The following is an 18,373-nucleotide window of genomic DNA, read 5'->3' on the forward strand; positions in this document are numbered from 1 at the left end:
ATTCCTCCCTAGAAATATTTCACACCCTGCAGCCAGAAACGGCCGCTCTTGTCAGCATCCGCCGTCGCTTGTTCATTATCAAGCTTCCAAGCGTAGTCCATACGGATGACGAAGTCCCGGTCCCTTGTCCATAAGAGTCCCAGACCTGCCGCCATCAGGCTGCGCCGGTTGTCGTCCGTGCTGTAGGGATGCTTGTTTACCATGACGTTGCCGTAATCGCAGAAGGTGTTCAGGTAGAGGTTGTTGGGGCCGCCGGACAGGCCCGGCAGCCGCCATCTGAACTCTCCTGTCAGCTTATAGCCTTGGTCGCCGGAGGCTTCTCCCTGCGGATAGGACCGTACGCCGTCCGCACCGCCAAGGTACAGTTTTTCGGAAGAGTCGAGGTTCTTGTCGGCCAACTGGCCGGTAAAGCTCAAGTAGAAGTTGAGGTTTTGGGCCACATATTGCTGGCGTTGATAAGTAAGTACGGTTTTATTAAAGTCGCCGCTGGTCCGGGCGGTGGAGACATCGTTTGCCTGCGCCGAAGCGTCGTTGATGTCGAGGTTGCCCCGGTAGTGGGTGAGGCTGAAGGCGTTATTGCCGCCGCCCAACCAGATATCGGCAAAGCTGCCGGACAGGCCCAGGTTCCAAAGTTTGCTGCTGCGCGGTGAATAGCTGCCGTAGTCGGCTATATTGTCTTTGAGGTGCTTGACGTCATAGCCGACGGTGCCGTAGAGGCTGAATGACCGGCTGCGAATGAAGGGGTAGCTTATGGCGTAGCTGGTAACGGCTGCCCGACCGGTGGCCCCGAGGTCGGCGTATTCTTCGCCCAGGGTATAGCCGACGTGGGAGTATTTCACTTCGGCTTTGGCACCGTCATAGCCGAGAGGTGCGCTGTAGCCGAAGTTGTAGTTGTTGATGCCGTCGCTAGTCGTGAGGCCGCCGATAGTTAGCGCGTCGCCGTAATGATCGCTGAAGTTGTTGAAGGTGATTTGGGTACCGTAACGGGTCCGGCCGGTGTAGCGATTGCCCCAGTTATCGGCATAAACTGCGCCGCTGGTTTTATCTGTGTCGCCGGTTTCGAGGATGAGATCGGCGGTGCCGGCTTCTTGGCCTGGCGATAGAGTAGCCTTAACAGTAACGCCGGATAAATCATTGATTAAGAGCAGGGCCCGCTCCAGCGGAGCGCGGGTGATAAGCATGCCGGGCTTGGTACAAAACAGCATAGCTTTCAACTGCTCCTGGTCGATATGGCCGTCACCGCTGATTTTCACCTGACCGTATTTGCCGGGAACGACGGCGATTTCAACATTGCCGTCTTTTATCGTCTGAGCCGGTATGTAGGCAAAGGCGACAAGATAGCCTTGCTGGCGCAGGTGCTTGGTTAAGCGGACGGCCAACTCATTAAGACCGTTTAAGGTGATTTCCTGGCCGGCTTCCTTTTGGATGAGAGGTAACAGTTCGCTTTCCGGCAACGGGGATTCGCCGCTAATACGAAAACCCTTGACCGGAATCTTCTGCTGACCGTCGGCGCTGACTACCGGTTCACGTTCTTCGACGGTGATGCTTGGCCCCTTTTGTGCCGGCGCTTGAACCGTCGGCGGCTTGACGCCTTCTAAGGCAGTGCCGCTATAGGACGTATTGGACGGCGCGGCCAAAGCAGGATATGTGGTCAAAAGACTCGCTGCCGTTAAGAGGAAAACGAGTTTTTTGTTAGTTCGGTAACTTACGTTTTTCATAAATTCATCCTTCCATCTGTTTTTTTGCTGCCATATTGCATTACACAGAGCGTTTTTCAGCTTACAATGTAACATTGCTGTTGGCTATATAGAAAATTATAACAATAACTTCAGTACAAAATTTTAAACAAAGTTTAAACTTTCTTCAGCCAGCCAATGGGCGGAGACAGGCCCGGGCGCAAAAAAAGGACTAGGCTGTGTGCCAAGTCCGACAAAGTAGTGGTAAAGGTGCAAGCAGCAAACAGCAAAGGAAGACCTCTCCTTGCGAGATCTTCCTTTGCTGTTTCACTCGATAGCCGGCAAGAGAAAGTGGATGGTGCAGCCGCGGCTTACGGTAGTGTCCACCCAAATCCGGCCGCTATGGGCGAGGATAATTTCTTTGGCAATGGCCAGACCCAGGCCGCTATGTTCGGAGGGGTTGTCCCTGGCGGTTTCCTTGCCACGGCAAAAACGTTCAAAGATGCGCGAAGCCTGCTCTGGCTCGATGCCAATGCCGTCATCGGCCACTGTAAAGCAGATAAACTGGCCGCTGCCAGCACCAGACAAATTGGCAGGCAGCGTATCGGCCAGGCAGCAGCCGATGGCAATGCTGCCGCCTGGCGAGGTGTAGCGCAGGGAATTGCTGATGAGATTGGCAAACACCTGGTCCAGCCGGTCTTCATCGGCCATTATCCTGACAGCCGGCGGGATGCGGCTATTGTTTTCAAAGGTAATACCGGCATTTTGGACATCGTAGAGATATTTTTGATAGATATTTTCGACCAGGGACGCCGCCACAACTGGCGCCAGGCGGAAGCGTTCCTGCTGGGATTCGATTTTGGCCAGTTCGAACAAGTCCTGAATGAGGCGGTTGAAACCGAGCATCTTGTCATGAATCCGTTTGATGTACGCCCGCTGCTGGTCAGGCGATTCGACGACCTCCTCCAGAAGAAGCTCGGCGTGCCCCAGCACCGAGCTTACCGGTGTTCTCAGGTCATGGGAGATGTTGGCCAGCAAACGGCGGCGCGATTCTTCCATGACTTTGAGCTGGTGGGTTCTGATATCGACCAGTTTTTCCAGACCGGTGGAATATACCTTTACCTTGTCCTGCAGCCGAAAAAAGCGATTGGCCATAACCATAGTACTGATTAATACCAGGGCCATCACGCCCCACATGACAAAGTTACCTGGAATGTAACTTTCATATTCTACCGTTTCCACCATCCCGCTGGCAAAAGCAACGCCAAACATAAACACTAACAGTTTTCTGTCCCAGGAAACGACAGTGAACTGATAAAGCGAATACAGGCTGGCGATACCACAAAGGAGCATGCCCAGATACGGACTAACAAACGTTGTGAAGTAATACCAAAAGATTGCATTGTCATAGAGCAGCAGCAAACCGTCCGTTACAACGGCATACAGTAGCATCCCTCTGGTATAATAGCCAAACATGGTTTCAATAACAGCTTTGTCTCTTTTTTGCTGGCCCTCTAAATACACATAGGCAAACCGGGCGAAAACCGGCGCAACGGTAATTGCGGCTACATAATACAGACGCGTGTCGTATGTTGTTTCCAAGCCAAGATGATATCGCCACTGGGAGCCGTAAAAGATATAGACACTTAGACTAATGACACCAAGGCTGAAAAAAAGGAGTTCCTTTTGCTGCCGACGTATCGCGAAAAAAAATAATAAAGCCGTGCCCAGCAGCAGGAATACACTGCTAAACACGAAATTAACGCTTTCCGCGCGGATCAGTTGATTGATAAGTTGGCTGTATTCGCCGATGGCAACCGGCTCGCTGTAAAGTCCACCAATATTGGAATAATAGCGGTTAACTCGAATAGCCACCAAATTACGACCGTCTGCCGCTAAAATGGCAGCCGGGATTTGATAAATACGGATCTTGTTATTATCTAGCTCGTCTGCTCGCCCTGAACCACTGCTGCCAACCTGGTAACCATTCACATAGACTTCATCAGCGGAGGCGATTTTCCCAAGCTGAATTCCCAAGTCATACAGAGTTTTACCGGGTTCTATATAGATCCATTTACGGTACCAAAGATACCCGGTCTGACCGGGGAACAGTTCCTGCGTATTGGCTGGCACCTGGATGGCCTGCCAGTCGGCATCGTTATACAGAGGACTGCTAAATTCCGGGCTGTCTGCCTGCTTGATCTTCCAGGAGTCGTCCAGGATAACAGTAGGATAACCGCCCGCCCCCATCGTCAGTTGGCCATAGCCAGCAACCGGCAAACCGGCGGTCCCTAGAAAAAAAAGTATCGCTAGCAGGCTTGCTAGCAGCTGCCGTTTGTGATCTTTACTCATCATCCGAACGCACCTTCTCTCGCACCATTCATCATCCAAATAAGTCCTTTTTACCCTACTGGTGTTTTCGCTACAATCACCTAATTCTCCTGTTTAGCGGGATTTCCTCGTCAGGGAAGCTCAGGCACTGGCTGCTAGGAGACAAACCCGCCCTGCCGCAAAAAGTTAAACAAAGTTTAAACTTTTTAGCCGGCGGTTTAGCCCAAACAGGTATCAGGCCAGTAACCATGCGTTTTGGGGCCCATAGCTGCTCCGGACGCGGCCGTGCTGCCGTTCGGCAGGAGTAAGCGTTGTAAACGCGAACTAGTAGAAGCGAGGTGGCTTGTTATGACAGAGCAAAAAATTCTCATTATTGAAGATGATAAAGATATCAGTGAAATCATAGCGGTATATTTAAGCAAAAACGGCTTTGACTGCCAGCAGGCGTTTGACGGCAACGAGGCGCTCCGTATGGCGCGGGAGGTGGAGCCGTCTCTCTTGATTCTTGATGTGCAGTTGCCGGGGCGGGACGGCGTCGATATCTGCCAGGTGCTGCGCCAGGAAACCGATATCCCGATCTTATTCCTCAGCTGTCTGGGGGAAGAGCAGGATAAAATCCGCGGTCTGGACGCCGGCGGTGACGACTACATAACCAAACCGTTCAGCCTGGCCGAACTATTAGCCCGCGTGAACGCAGCCTTACGGCGCAGCGGCCTGCCGGATACGTCCGTAACCCGCAAGCAAGTGCTGGAGTTCCCGGGGCTAAAAATTGACCTGGCAGAGTCGCTGGCCTGGCTGGGCGGCAGAGCGCTGGACCTAACGCAGCTGGAATTTCAGGTGCTGGTACGCCTGGCCCGCAATCCCGGTTGGCCGTTTACCAGTGAGCAGCTGTTTTCGCTGATCTGGGGCGAAAAATGCATTGATACCCGGACGGTGGCAGTGCATATCAACCGCCTGCGCAAAAAGCTGGAGCAAAATGAAGGCAAGCGGGAGTATATCCTCACTGTTTGGGGCAAAGGGTATAAATTTAATAATCAGTTGTAAGCCTAGTGCCTTGTAAACCCAAGAAGAGAGCTGCTGCTGCGGAACGCCCGGCTGGGTTGGCCGGTGGTGTTGCGGGCGGTCCGGCTGGGAGCGTATGAGGAGAGTGCAGCGAGGCGAAACACCGCAAGGAGCGGACGATCGGACATAGAGCGCCGTCGTAGGGGTATTGGTTGGCACTGAGCGGAGCAGCCCGAGGACGGCAGGCGGAAGACGCGCCAGCGGCTGCAGCGCCGCCCGCAGGAATGCGGAGCGGGTGTTTCATGATACTAGCATGTAATATAAAGGAAAATCTCCTTGACAATATCATCTATACGAAATATAATTTGAATTGTTCAATTAACGGAGGTGATTCTTTTAGCTAGGCCGCCACAAGACGCAAAGATTAAAATGGATGAAATCCTGGATATAGCCGAACCACTGTTTGCCGCTAACGGCTACCGGAAAACAACCATCCGGGACATTGCCAAAGCGCTAGGCGGCGCGCAGGGACTGCTCTATTATTACTTTAAATCCAAAGAAGAAATCCTTGAAGCCCTTATCAACCGGCAAATCGCCCATTTTTTGGCTGATATCAGCACTATGTCATCGTCTGCCGATATGCTTCCGCCCCGTAAAATTGAATTCGTCGTACATACCTTTTTCCGGACAGCCCACTATAAAGACGGTCTTTTTCTTGATTTTCTCCATGACGAAAAACATCTGCATATAAAGAATAAAATCTTTCAACAGGCAGCCCTCTTGCTGAAGCCTTCATTGTTAAGGATTATCGAGGAAGGGGTCCGCAAGCAATATTTTGCTATTACTCATCTTCCGGTTGCGCTAACGTTCATCATGTCCATCATGCTATGTTTGGCCGACACGCTGTGTGAAAAAATTCCAGATGAAGAAATGACCTCCCACCTGCAAATGGCTAACTCTCTTATTGAAAAAGCACTGGGAGTGCCTGAGAATACCTTGCATTTATCTTTAGTTACTGCCTGACACAGCACATGATTATCCAACCGTTTACTACGGTATGGATAAATTTTGCCCTTTAATTGAATTGTTCAAAAAATAATTGCCACTATTCTTTAAACCTTCTTCATACCATCCAATCAAGCTGTTTGGGTGATTTTTCATACTCATTAATTGAACAGTTCAAATATTTTTTAACTGAGAGGTGTAACGTGCAAACCACCATGCGCCATTTTCTCATTGACAATATTCCCGTTGAAGCGTCTCCCTCTTTATCACACGAGGAAATTACAACTCTATTGAATGACATCAGTCAGTCCTGGATTTGGGAAGGCAGACAATTGGGTAGAGTTGAGTTTTTCCGCCAAGGACAATGGGTTCATGTATGTATGTACGAAAAGCCTTCCACTTTGCTCATCCCCCTATCAAATCATATCAAGGAGTGAATACTATGCCGCCATTATATTCAATTACAAAACTATCCGGAAAGAGATTTTATTACAGCTTGACTGCAGCAATCGCAGGATTGTGCATCATCGGCTTCGGGTTCTGGAAACTTCACAGCCAGCCCCCAGCTGTTGTGGAAGATATTCCGCTGGTGCGAACCGCGGTGATAGGCGCTGCCAATGCCCCGCAAAACTACCTTTATTCCGGGGAAGTGCGCGGCCGTTATGAAAGCCAGTTGGCTTTCCAGGTAACCGGAAAAATCAACAAACGCAATGTGGAACTTGGCAGCACGGTGAAAGCTGGCAATGTTCTTATGCAAATTGATCCGCGTGACCTTCAGCAAACGGTCAACAGTACATCCGCACAAGTCTCCGCCGCCGAATCCCAGCTTAACTTGGCGGAAAGCAACCTGCGCCGCTATCGGCAATTATATGCACAAAACGCGATTAGCCAAGCACAGTTGGATCAATATGAAAATGCCTATGAGGTCGCCCAGGCAGCCTTGCGCCAAGCAACTTCTCAACATGTGCAGGGTGCCAACCAACTGGATTATAGCCTGCTCTACGCCGACAAAGACGGCGTAATCTCCTCTATCACCGCTGAAGCCGGTCAAGTAGTCAGCGCCGGTCAGACCGTCATAACCATCGTTCAAAACGGAGAGCGGGAAATCGAAATTAACGTACCGGAAAACCGAGTGGAAGAAATCCGCAATGCCAACCAGTTTATGATTACTTTCTGGGCTCTTCCCCAGGTAACGGTAACTGGCAAGCTCAGAGAAATCGCTCCTATGGCGGATACGATAACACGCACTTACAAAGCTCGCATCAGTCTAATCAATCCACCTCCCCAGGTCAAACTGGGAATGACGGCCAGTGTCAGCCTGCCCGTTTCCAGTAATCAGGTCACGGCCATGGTTCCTCTTGCGGCGATTTATCAGACCAATACCACACCTTGCGTCTGGGTCATCAATAATTATACGGCCACTTTGCGCCCGGTACAAATTGGCCGTTTCGGCAATGGGCAAATCCAGATTATCGCCGGCCTGAATCCCGGCGATATAATCGTAACTGCAGGTGTACATAAACTGCGAGAGGGACAGACCGTAAAACTAGTGGAGGGGGAAACTCCATGAAACAGTTTAATTTAACGGAATGGGCACTGCACCACAAACAAATTGTTTATTTCTTTATTGCCCTGTTGATCATAGGAGGAATTTTTTGCTACCAAAATGTTGGCCGCATGGAAGATCCCGATTTTTCAATTCGCCAAATGGTTGTTACTGTCGATTGGCCCGGAGCCACCGCTCGCCAAGTCGAAGATCAAGTCACTGACAAGATTGAAAAAAAGCTGCAGGATACTCCCGGGCTGGATTTCTTACGTAGCTATTCTCGTCCAGGAAAGGCGACCATTTACGTCAATTTGAAATATGATGTCGTTACTAGTGCTCAGCTTAGGCCCACTTGGCTGGAGGTGCGCAATATGGTCAATGACATTAAACCCAATTTGCCCGCAGGTGTCCAGGGACCGTATTTCAATGACCGCTTTGACGATGTATTCGGCTGCATTTACGCCCTGACCGGAGACGGCTACAGTTACGAAGATTTACGGGAAAAAGCAGAGAACATCCGCCGTATTTTCCTTGGTGTACCCAATGTACGCAAGGCGGATTTAGTCGGTGTCCAATCCGAAAAAATATTTATTGAAATAGAAAACACCAAATTATCACAACTGGGACTTGCCCCTTCAGATATCACCAGCGCTGTCCAGGCGCAAAATGCCATGAATGCTTCCGGAATGATAGAAACCGCATTCGACAATGTTTATGTGCGTATTTCCGGTATCTTTGAAAATATGGACGATCTGAAAAACTTGCCGATACGGTCCAACGGACATACCTTTAGGCTTGGAGACATTGCTAAAATCGAACGCAGCTATATTGATCCAGCAGAACCAAAACTGTTTTACAACGGCCAGCCGGCAATCGGCATTGCTCTGTCGATGGAAAATGGCGGCAATATACTCACCCTTGGCGAAAACTTAGACAAGACAGCAGCGCAAATCAAAAAAGGCCTGCCGCTGGGTCTGGAGCTAAATACCGTTTCCAACCAGCCAAATGTTGTGAAGGAATCCATTAACGAATTCGTAAAATCACTGGCAGAAGCGGTAGTCATTGTACTGATTGTCAGCTTTTTAAGTTTAGGGATGCGTTCTGGAATGGTTGTCGCCTTTTGTATTCCGCTTGTCATTTTAGGCACCTTCATTTTCATGAAAGTATTTGGTATTGACCTGCACAAAATTTCTCTCGGCGCTTTGATTATCGCCCTGGGTCTTTTGGTGGACGATGCGATCATTGCCATCGAAATGATGATTGTTAAGCTAGAGCAGGGCTGGAGCCGTTTTGACGCCGCCTGCTACGCCTACACCTCTACCGCTACTCCCAGGCTGACCGGCGCACTTATCACCTGTGCCGGCTTTGTCCCAGTCGGGTTTTCCAAGGGCAGCGCTTCCGAATATGTAGGCAGCATCTTTTCGGTAGTAACCATTGCCCTGCTACTGTCCTGGGTAGTAGCTGGCATGATTACACCATTGTTTGGCTACCAACTGGTAAAAGTCGCCCCGGCTATGCCTGGTCATGATATATACGATACAAAATTTTACCGGAAATTTAAACAGGTGCTGCATTGGTGCTTAATGCACCGTCGCTTGGTTCTGGGAATTACCGCCATCCTGTTTATCGGCTCCGTGGTTCTGATGACTGCTATCAAGCAGGAATTTTTCCCGCCATCCACCCGTCCCGAATTGCTGGTGGAGCTACGCTTGCCAGCGGGTTCTTCGTTAACAGCAACAGAAGAAGAAGCCAGACGTTTTGCTGCAGAGTTTGCCCAAGATGACAATATAGCCAATTTTACTTATTATACCGGGCAAGCAGCGCCTCGGTTTGTGCTTACCGCGTTTCCACCTGACGCCGACACAAATTTTGCCGAATTTGTCTTTGTCGGTAAAGATCTGAAAGCCCGCGAGCAACTACGGGAAAAGGTGGAAAAACTTCTATCCACACAATTTCCTAATGTACGCGGCAACGTCAAGGTAGTCACTACCGGCCCATCCGATCCCTACCCCGTCATGCTCCGGGTCAGCGGCTACAACCATGATAAAGTTCGCGCCATTTCCCAGCAAGCGCAGGAAATACTCGCGGCCAATCCCCATTTGCATGATGTCAATCTGGAGTGGACGGAAAAAACCAAAGTCATGCATTTGACTATCGACCAGGATAAGGCAAGAATGCTGGGCTTGAACAGCCAATCATTGGCCTCAAGTCTGGAAGCCCTGCTGTCAGGAACAAAAGTATCTGAGTTTCGTGAAAAAGACAAAACGGTCGGAATTATGTTCCGGATTGCAGTCCAGGACCGCAACGATCTTGAGCAAATTAAAAACCTAACCATATATACCGGCAATGGCAAATACATTCCCCTGGACCAAATTGCCAAGATCAGCTATGACGCGGAAGACGGCGGTATCTGGCGGCGGGATTTAAAACCGACCATTACCGTACAAGCCAATATTACCCACGAAATTACCGGTAACGATGCAACCTATGAAGCCTATGACAGTTTAAAGGAACTGCAAGCTTCCCTACCTCCCGGTTACACTATTGAAATTGGCGGCACAACCGAATTAAGCGAAAAAGCAACTCGCTGGCTGCTGCAACCGTTACCTGTTATGCTTCTTATTATTGTTACTCTGTTGATGTTCCAATTGCAGAATATCCCCAAGATGATTCTGACCCTGCTAACTGCTCCGTTAGGCGTCATTGGTGCCAGTTTAGCCTTGCTAATCACAGGTAAGGCGATTGGTTTTGTTGTGCAATTAGGCTTACTGGCCTTGGCCGGTATCATCATGCGCAACTCCGTTATCCTCATTGATCAGATTGAGCAGCACATAAAAGCTGGCGATCCTTTATGGGATGCGATTATGAATGCCACTGTCACCCGCTTCCGTCCCATCATGCTGACAGCTGCCGCCGCTATTTTAGGCATGCTCCCCCTGGTATCCAGTATCTTTTGGGGACCGATGGCCGTCGCCATTGCCGGCGGACTATTGGGAGCTACTGTGCTGACCTTGATCGTACTACCGGTCATGTATGCCGCCTGGTATAAAGCTGAGCCCGGCCAGCCATCACCACAGCATCCACTGGAAAAACCAGCCGCTCCCATAGTAAATCTATAAATTATGACGCTTTTCTCCTCAGCTTGGAAAAATGAAAAAGGACGTGAAAGCTATGCCAGCTCTGTGGCTGTGGTGCCAGGATATCCTTATCACAATCTTTGTGATAAGCCTAATCTGTTTATTCGCCCTAATCTTGTTGATCTGCATAGTCTTTTTAATAGTTCTGTCCTTACTTATACATACAGCCTCAAAAGATCCGCCGGGTAAGGAGCCTAAAAGGGAGACAGATATTACATTTCTGAAGGTGCAGAACATTCCATTAAGATGCACGAAGGATATTCTGAAATCTTTTTTTAAATGACCCGAATTTCTTGGGTAAATAGATAACCCTATCAAATTTTATCTCAGCAATGAAAAGTTATACATCCACCAATTATCCACTCGGTATAATTGGTGGATGCCCGCTTGTCACTGGGAATCGAAAATTTCCATTAAGGCCCTTCGTTAAATGGATTTTCTTGCTGTTACTACTCTCATATGCTGCGGGAAGTGAATTTCACCACCGACAGCGTCAGCATTCAGGGGCCGTCATCATCACCGACAATGGGCTCATGCTCGACGACACCAAAACTATCGCCCGCCAGCGCGCGTGCTGCCGCTGCCGGAAATCACGATTTTGCAGATCAAGCAGCACCAGGCGCACCAAATGGCAGCCATTGCTGCCAATAAGGCCGCAGGCTTGCCCTGGGAAGACAATGACCTGGTATTTCCCGACCCCTTCGATAAACTCCAGGACCAGCGCAGCTGGTCCAAACGTTTTCAACGCCTGGCCAAACCAGCCGACGTCAATGTCACCTTTCATAAACTCCGACATGACCACGCCAGCCGCCTATCGGCCAACGCGTCAGCATCAAAGACGCCCAGTACCGTCTGGGCCACAGTACCACGCAAATGCTTATCAATATCTACACCCACAGGATTTCCGGCGGCCAGAAAAAATCGCCTCATGGCTCACCTCTTCCTTTCCAGCTGCCCCAACCGACCATGAAACACCACACAATGAAAAATTACAAAAAGCAATTCGGCCGCGTTGTTGTCAAATTGCTATAAAAACGACAAAAAAGGCTTTACGAAAGTATCGTAAAACCCTTGAAATATCTATGGCGACCCCGGCAGGATTCGAACCTGCGACCTTTTGATTCGTAGTCAAGGTTTGACTCCATATTACGTTTCAAAACGCCATGGATATTTGTCACTGTTGAATTTTCATCACGGAGCGTCACAGAACTTTTTATCGTAGTTGTTGTAAAATTGTTGTCGAACCCCACTGAACATTGGGACTATATGATCAATTTTCAAATTCATCACTACAAGTAAGATTCATCTGATACTTTGCTTCGCTTAACTAATCTGTGTCCGTATCCACTGTACTTTCTGTATATTTGGCTCTGCCAAGGGGCTGTTGCACTAAAGCAGGCCTAAAAAAACAAAAGACGGCCCCGGTATGTAGCCGGGAGCCGTCTTTTGTTGTAAAATCAAGTTTGTGAAAACAAAGAAATTACAACCAGATTATACAACAAACGGGAATGTATATCAACTGGTTATCCCCATGGACATCGGAGAAATGATCCCGGCAGATGATTCGGTGCGATTACTCAACGCGGTCATGGAAAGGATGGATTACAGAAGATTGTATGCCGCGTACTCCCGCCTGGGGAGAATCGAGAAGTCACCGAAACGTCTGTTTAAAATTCTCGTATATGGATACATGAATGGCATTTATTCCAGCCGCAAACTGGAACAATCCTGCCGGCGAGACGTCAATTTCATGTACCTGCTGGGCCGGGAAAAAGCACCGGACCACGCCACGATTGCCCGGTTTCGCAGCGAGCGGTTGGCAGAGGTTGTAGACGACCTGTTTACCCAGCTTGTGCTACTGCTGGCCGATGCGGGCGAACTGTCACTGTCAAGCGCCTTCATCGACGGAACCAAGCTGGAGGCCAATGCCAACCGCTACAGCTTTGTCTGGAAGAAATCGACGCAAAAGAACGAGGAGAAGCTGCAGGAAAAAATGAAAGCTCAGCTCCCGGTGCTGGCGGCAGAGTTCGGTCTGCGCTTTCCTGTCGGTCAGACGATCAAGGCCAAAGACCTGAAAAAGCTGCGCAAACGGCTCAAAGCGCTGCAAGCCGAACGCGGCATCGTCTTTGTCCACGGCAAGGGACAGCGTAAGGCGCCACTGCAGCGGGCGATAGAAACGGTAGACGAATATCTTGCCCGGCAGAAGAAGTACAACGACTACAACCACAGCTTCGGGGAACGCAACAGCTTTTCCAAGACGGACAGAGACGCCACCTTCCTGCGGATGAAGGAAGACCATATGAAAAACGGGCAGCTTAAACCGGGATACAACGCGACACTGGCGGTAGATGCAGAATATATCGTATCTGCCATGATCAGTCAGGAACGAAGCGACAGCCAAACATTCATCCCGATGCTGAAGACGCTCAAAGGACTGGGATATACCAAGCCTGTAGCGGACGCGGGGTTCGAGAGTGAAGAAAACTACACCTGGTGCGAAGAAAACGGACAAATAGCATTTATTAAGCCGTCGAATCACGATAAAGCCAAAACCCGCAAATACCAAAGTGACATCGGCAAGCGTGAGAATATGCCCTATGATGCGAAAAGCGATAGTTACCGCTGCCACAGGGGCCACCCCATCAAGGCGGCGTATGAAAAAAAAACCAAGTCAAAGGCGGGTTATCCCATTGTGACAACGGTCTACGCCTGCACCGAGTGTGCCGGCTGTCCGTATAAGGCCCAATGCATTAAAGGCAAGAGCAAGACGCCGCTCGAAGAACGGAGCAAGAACCTGTACGTATCCAAAACCTTTCTCAGGCAGAGGCAGGAAATGCAGGCGCGCATTCAAAGTGAGGAAGGTGTCCTCTTGCGCATAAACCGCTCCATCCAGGTAGAGGGAGCGNTCGGTGTACTTAAACAGGACATGGNCTTCCGACGGTTTCTGCTGAGGGGCAAAGGCAAGGTCCAGACCGAGTTGTTGCTGCTATGTATGGGGTATAACCTAAACAAACTCCATAACAAAATCCAAAGCGGCCGCTGTGGAACCTATTTACATATTCCCAAAGCGGCCTGACAACTATATACAGATTTTTTTAGAGGAAGAGGCTTCCTCTGTTTTGTTGTGCACATAAACCGACTGCGGCTTCTTTTTTTCGATAAGGTACAATAAGTTTCGCAAATTGAAATACGGCTAAAAAAGAGGACAAGTTTGCAGTTCCCCGGTAAAATGAAGTCACCACACACCATTTACCGAAAGGGGAAGAGCAAACATGTCCAAAGAAATTATACAGTTGAATGAAGAAATCATCAAGGTAGAACTGAAGGAACTGGTGCGTAGCAGCGTGGAGGAAACGCTCAATAACTTGCTGGATCAGGAAGCCAAAGACCTAACCCAGGCGGCCCGATATGAGCGTACTGAAACCCGTCAAGGTTACCGCTCCGGTCACTACGACAGGCGGTTGACTACTACCTCCGGCGATGTCACGCTGAAAGTTCCCAAGCTCAAGGGCATTCCTTTTGAAACCGCCATTATCGAACGCTATCGCCGGCGGGAAAGTTCCGTAGAAGAAGCGCTCATCGAAATGTATCTAGCTGGCGTATCCGTCCGGCGAGTGGAAGACATCACCGAGGCTCTGTGGGGCAGCAAGGTATCGCCGTCCACCATCAGTGAGTTGAATAAGAAGGCCTATGTCCACATTGAAGAGTGGCGCAGTCGGCCGCTGCAAAGTGGTAAGTATCCCTATGTTTACGTCGACGGCATTTACTTACGCCGCAACTGGGGCGGTGAATATGAGAATGTGAGCGTATTGGTGGCGATTGCCGTCAACGAAGACGGCTACCGTGAAGTGCTGGGAGCGGCCGAAGGCATGAAAGAAGACAAAGTCAGTTGGCTGGAATTCTTCAAATGGCTGAAAAGCCGCGGTTTAACAGGCGTCCAACTGATCATTGGTGATAAATGCCAAGGGATGCTGGCAGCGGCAAATGAGGTCTTCCCCCAGGCCAAATACCAGCGCTGCACTGTTCACTTTTACCGCAATGTCTTTTCAGTTGTTCCCCGCTCCAAGGTCAAAACGGTTGCGAAAATGCTCAAAGCGATTCATGCGCAGGAAAGCAAGTCCGCTGCCCGGGAAAAGGCGGCACAGGTAGCAAAAAGCTTGCGCGACATGAAACTCAAAGAAGCGGCGGCCAAAATCGAGGAAAGCATCGAGGAAACGCTTGCTTATGCCGACTTTCCCGGCGAGCACTGGACAAGAATCCGGACTAACAATGTGATTGAGAGACTCAACCGGGAGATCAGGCGGCGAACCAGGGTCGTGGGTGCTTTCCCGGATGGGCAGTCCGCTCTGATGCTGGTCTGCGCCCGCCTTCGCCACGTTGCTGGAACCCAGTGGGGCAGTAAAAAGTATATGAATATGAAACATCTAGAAAATACCGACCCTGAGTCGGATTTTAGTGATGACTGATTTTACTACCTAGGACTGCAAACCTTTTTGCGAAACTTTCTTGACACTACCTTTTTTTCATTCTCCCTACTAGGAGTTTCCTTCCTAAATTACCCAAAAAGGCGTGTCGCTCTGCGTTTTTCAAAAAACGTTTTGCGACACGCCCTTTTTTTTATGTTTGCTGTCAAGTATTCATTAAGATAATCAATTTGAATAAAATCGACTATAAAATTGGATGCATGAGCAGATGGGTAATTTTGACTTACGACAAACCCTGCCTGTACATTCCAGTTACTTGAATTGTCTATCTTAAAATACCGAAGAATTGTCGTCAAATGCTCTTCGACAAAGGCTTTCTTTTTCAGCAGCATTTCCTCGTGATCTTTAAATTTGCGCATCTCCCTCTCAATATCTGCAGGTAGCAATTTCTTTTTTATATTTTTAGCATCCAGCACATATACCGTTTTGGAATCGCTGTGAACTACTAGTGCATCAATCTCTCCACACGGAGGCTTTTTAGGAAAAGAGGATGATAACCTCGTAAAATTATTTATCCTTGCTTCAACAAATTTTACTCCAACAATTTTGCGCGCCACTTCAGCTGTTCTATCTTCCAACTCAAGCTCTTGTTGACGATGAAACGCTTTAAGAAATACATTGATTTGGTTCTGCTCATCCAGATAAAAGGGAAAGTCCGCTTCTTCTATATAAACTGCCCAGTCTCTCATAGCGGTCAAACACATTTGATTACCGAATAAAAACCTAGAAGAATCTAGTTTAATTATTGGGCACAGACTTGGGCGTTCTTTCCGACGAAGTAACTTTGTTATATGAACAACTGTATCTCCAGAATAGCTAGAAAAACTTAAATTAACAAAGTCTAAAATTTTTCTAATTTCGTCCTCAGATGGACAATCAAAAACATGTTCTCTGACTTCCTGAATTATCTCTGTTATAGTCCAAACAGATAGGAACCTGTAATCGGCGTGGTCAGATGATCTCCCAAGACAGTATAAAACATTTATTAAATTACTAAATTTAAAACCGTATTCATTATAAAAAACCAAGTCAAAGCCTGCCTTATATTCAGGCAATAGTTTATGTACATCCTCATTAATTCGGATGTTTTTTCTATGCTCGTAAATAGACTTTGCAGTTTCAACGTGTATCTGGCTATCCATCCAATAGTAATTTTGATGGTCAATAACTCCGGTTTCAGCCTTATAACTAATTTCATAGCTTTCTGTCAAAATCAATGTGTATGGCGAAAGATGATAATGAATATAATCTGAAATTGTTATCATTTGATTTAATGCGTCCACTATAGCCATTAAGTGACATATTTTACTTGTCGTTATAATTGTATTCCCGTTAATTTTTGTTTTTAGAACATAAACAAGAAGTTGTTTCGTTATTGTGGCTAACTCAGAAATTTTGCTAGCTTTATCATAATGCTCTTCAACAACATCATATTCAGTATACTTACTAGCATTCATTCCATGCAGAATAATGGTTGTTTCACGCAACCCTTCGACAAGTTCACATTGCTCATAAGTTTTATATAATACACTCTCATCAAAATTCTTAATCTCTTCCTCTAAAACTTGTTCTAAATAAATAACAAGACTATTGAGTATTTTTTTCGCTTGTACATCTGTGTATTCTCCAGGTTTAACTCCCCTAAGGAATAATCGTTCAGCAATCATCTTCCTGACTTTTGAACGCTCAGCCTCTGTTATTTCTTGCGGTGGATAATAGTACTTCAAATTCGGGTTGTCAATGTGGTGTAATTCCACCGTATAACCTTTAGTTTGAACTGGAATATTATCCTTGATGAAACTCTGAGCCTTTATCCGTATAAGCTCAAGATCATTTTCAAAACAATGAAAAAAGCTATAGACTAATTTATATAAACAATATCGTTCGCCCGTATTATCTTGTGCTCCAAATTTATTATGAAGTCTATCAAAATCATATAATATTACTGAATATAAACTATCATCATTAATATTAGTCATTATCATTATCGGTTCTTCATCATTTAAAAATTGTATATGATATCTCAGTAAAGCATAGTCTTCATGCCGTAAGACCAACGAGCTAGGCAAAAGCTGGATAGTAAAATCATCATCATTAAAGTAATTATATTCCTGTAATAGCTCAACAATTTGTGGAAAAAGACGGTTCAAATAATCCGAATAAAGCGGGCCAAGAAAATGAATGCAATTCTTTATTTCATCATGAGTACATTCAATAAGATCTGAAGGATAAAAGAGCCAAATCAGGTCTGAGCCCTGCTTGACAATTCTTCCACTATTTAACCATATTGGCTCCCAAAACTCATATACATTTTCTTTAATTCTAATGATTTTACTAAAACTTTTTGGGTATTTTATTTCTAATATTTCGTGAATATCATCCTTATATTTATTATAAAGACTATCATGAAAAAAACTATGCCAATAATGGGGATCAAATACAATCGTCTCAGGCGTAACACCACTTTCCAGAAATACATGGTTGTTAGATAGATAATAAGCAAATCGATCCATAATACTAGTGCTAACTATATGAGAGTTTAATTGTAATTCCGTATCTTTCATTAAAAAATCAAAAAGAACTTTGTGTGAAAAGCAATAGAAAAGTGAGCCATTTGACATTCAGAAAGTGAGCCACTTTTGATGCTCAAGAAGTGAGCCACCCCGATAAAAAATATTAGACCTCTTGGTCTCCGCTGTTGTCTGGAGTCTCACCTCCAAACTGTCCGATTGCCGCAATCCTCTGGCGGAGGCGGTATGAGGGACCGTTAGTATCGACAATATGAGAACGATGCGTCATTCGGTCCACGATAGCAGCAGTAAGCATAGGATCACCGAAGATCTCCGTCCAGCGTGAAAACTCCAGGTTCGTAGTGATGATCACACTGCCACGCTCATTACGACTGGATAGAATCTGAAATAGCAGCTCGGCGCTGGAACGCGCGAAGGTTAGATACGACAGTTCATCCAAAATCAATAGATTGAGTTTGGTGAGTTGTTGTTCCAACTTAGAAAGTGTGTGATTTTGCTGAGCTTCTAACAAATCATTCACTAGCCCCGCAGCAGTGTAAAACCGCACGCGCAGTCCTTTTTCACAGGCTTTTAGACCGAGGGCAGTTGCCAGATGCGTTTTCCCAGTACCAGGGTTGCCACAAAAGACAATGCCTTCTTTTTGCTGGATATATTGACAATC

Annotated in this window: 12 protein-coding genes and 1 tRNA gene; 6 read left to right on the forward strand and 7 right to left on the reverse strand. The window is 47.4% G+C overall.

Annotated features, from left to right (window positions below; all coding sequences use genetic code 11):
- Nucleotides 1–8: 8 nt before the first annotated feature.
- Together SALPA_RS27620 and SALPA_RS27625 are read right to left on the reverse strand one after the other, a co-directional pair.
- Nucleotides 9–1,718, reverse strand: a complete 1,710-nt coding sequence (locus SALPA_RS27620; protein WP_186451257.1) for a ShlB/FhaC/HecB family hemolysin secretion/activation protein — start codon at nucleotides 1,716–1,718, stop codon at nucleotides 9–11.
- A 285-nt stretch (nucleotides 1,719–2,003) separates the two neighbouring features.
- Entirely contained in the window at nucleotides 2,004–4,031 is a 2,028-nt protein-coding gene (locus tag SALPA_RS27625) for a sensor histidine kinase (RefSeq protein ID WP_145101564.1), read from the reverse strand.
- Between the two features lie 324 nt (nucleotides 4,032–4,355).
- Between SALPA_RS27625 and SALPA_RS27630 the strand changes: the two genes are divergently transcribed.
- From SALPA_RS27630 to SALPA_RS27650, 4 genes are all read left to right on the forward strand, one after another.
- Nucleotides 4,356–5,051 (forward strand): response regulator transcription factor, encoded by a 696-nt coding sequence (locus tag SALPA_RS27630; RefSeq protein ID WP_145101566.1) that lies wholly within the window; start codon nucleotides 4,356–4,358, stop codon nucleotides 5,049–5,051.
- 345 nt (nucleotides 5,052–5,396) lie between these two features.
- Entirely contained in the window at nucleotides 5,397–6,032 is a 636-nt protein-coding gene (locus SALPA_RS27635; protein WP_222428144.1) for a TetR/AcrR family transcriptional regulator, read from the forward strand.
- Between the two features lie 424 nt (nucleotides 6,033–6,456).
- Nucleotides 6,457–7,584 carry an efflux RND transporter periplasmic adaptor subunit gene (locus SALPA_RS27645; protein WP_145101570.1) on the forward strand — a complete coding sequence of 376 codons (1,128 nt, stop codon included), beginning with the start codon at nucleotides 6,457–6,459 and terminating at the stop codon, nucleotides 7,582–7,584.
- On the forward strand, nucleotides 7,581–10,679 hold the full coding sequence (locus SALPA_RS27650; RefSeq protein ID WP_145101572.1) for an efflux RND transporter permease subunit: 3,099 nt from the start codon (nucleotides 7,581–7,583) through the stop codon (nucleotides 10,677–10,679). Before SALPA_RS27645 ends, SALPA_RS27650 begins: the two co-directional genes overlap by 4 nt.
- A gap of 511 nt (nucleotides 10,680–11,190) precedes the next feature.
- On the opposite strand, the gene SALPA_RS27655 is transcribed toward SALPA_RS27650, so the two are convergent.
- The 3 genes from SALPA_RS27655 to SALPA_RS29355 all read right to left on the reverse strand — a co-directional run bounded on the left by SALPA_RS27655 (nucleotide 11,191) and on the right by SALPA_RS29355 (nucleotide 11,860).
- Nucleotides 11,191–11,493: a hypothetical protein gene (locus tag SALPA_RS27655; RefSeq protein WP_145101574.1), complete on the reverse strand. Its 303-nt coding sequence runs from the start codon at nucleotides 11,491–11,493 to the stop codon at nucleotides 11,191–11,193.
- Complete coding sequence (locus SALPA_RS29350; RefSeq protein WP_186451258.1) at nucleotides 11,478–11,627, reverse strand: hypothetical protein; 150 nt, start codon at nucleotides 11,625–11,627, stop codon at nucleotides 11,478–11,480. The genes SALPA_RS27655 and SALPA_RS29350 overlap by 16 nt, the downstream gene beginning before the upstream one ends.
- Nucleotides 11,628–11,780: 153 nt before the next feature.
- Nucleotides 11,781–11,860 (reverse strand) — tRNA-Ser (locus SALPA_RS29355).
- Between the two features lie 302 nt (nucleotides 11,861–12,162).
- On the opposite strand from SALPA_RS29355, the gene SALPA_RS27660 reads away from it, so the two are divergent.
- Together SALPA_RS27660 and SALPA_RS27665 are read left to right on the forward strand one after the other, a co-directional pair.
- Entirely contained in the window at nucleotides 12,163–13,773 is a 1,611-nt protein-coding gene (locus SALPA_RS27660) for an IS1182 family transposase (RefSeq protein WP_145101575.1), read from the forward strand.
- A gap of 196 nt (nucleotides 13,774–13,969) precedes the next feature.
- Nucleotides 13,970–15,163, forward strand: coding sequence for an IS256 family transposase (locus tag SALPA_RS27665; protein ID WP_145088854.1), 1,194 nt, complete (start codon nucleotides 13,970–13,972; stop codon nucleotides 15,161–15,163).
- Between the two features lie 89 nt (nucleotides 15,164–15,252).
- Here the strand turns inward: SALPA_RS27665 and SALPA_RS27670 are convergent, their stop codons facing one another.
- Nucleotides 15,253–17,802 (reverse strand): hypothetical protein, encoded by a 2,550-nt coding sequence (locus tag SALPA_RS27670; protein WP_145101577.1) that lies wholly within the window; start codon nucleotides 17,800–17,802, stop codon nucleotides 15,253–15,255.
- 55 nt (nucleotides 17,803–17,857) lie between these two features.
- Nucleotides 17,858–18,373 (reverse strand): IS21-like element helper ATPase IstB (gene istB / locus SALPA_RS27675; RefSeq protein WP_186451259.1); only part of this gene is annotated, 516 nt, incomplete at its 5' end.

It is taken from the genome of Sporomusa sp. KB1 (genome assembly GCF_007830295.1).
Lineage (GTDB): Bacteria > Bacillota > Negativicutes > Sporomusales > Sporomusaceae > Sporomusa.

Excerpts from the sequence above, each read along its gene's own strand:
- SALPA_RS27655 (WP_145101574.1), bottom strand. The coding sequence starts at position 11,493 with ATGTCGGAGTTTATGAAAGGTGACATTGACGTCGGCTGGTTTGGCCAG.
- SALPA_RS27630 (WP_145101566.1), top strand. The coding sequence starts at position 4,356 with ATGACAGAGCAAAAAATTCTCATTATTGAAGATGATAAAGATATCAGT.
- SALPA_RS27620 (WP_186451257.1), bottom strand. The coding sequence starts at position 1,718 with ATGAAAAACGTAAGTTACCGAACTAACAAAAAACTCGTTTTCCTCTTA.
- SALPA_RS27645 (WP_145101570.1), top strand. The coding sequence starts at position 6,457 with ATGCCGCCATTATATTCAATTACAAAACTATCCGGAAAGAGATTTTAT.
- SALPA_RS27650 (WP_145101572.1), top strand. The coding sequence starts at position 7,581 with ATGAAACAGTTTAATTTAACGGAATGGGCACTGCACCACAAACAAATT.
- SALPA_RS29350 (WP_186451258.1), bottom strand. The coding sequence starts at position 11,627 with ATGAGGCGATTTTTTCTGGCCGCCGGAAATCCTGTGGGTGTAGATATT.
- SALPA_RS27670 (WP_145101577.1), bottom strand. The coding sequence starts at position 17,802 with ATGTCAAATGGCTCACTTTTCTATTGCTTTTCACACAAAGTTCTTTTT.
- SALPA_RS27625 (WP_145101564.1), bottom strand. The coding sequence starts at position 4,031 with ATGATGAGTAAAGATCACAAACGGCAGCTGCTAGCAAGCCTGCTAGCG.
- SALPA_RS27665 (WP_145088854.1), top strand. The coding sequence starts at position 13,970 with ATGTCCAAAGAAATTATACAGTTGAATGAAGAAATCATCAAGGTAGAA.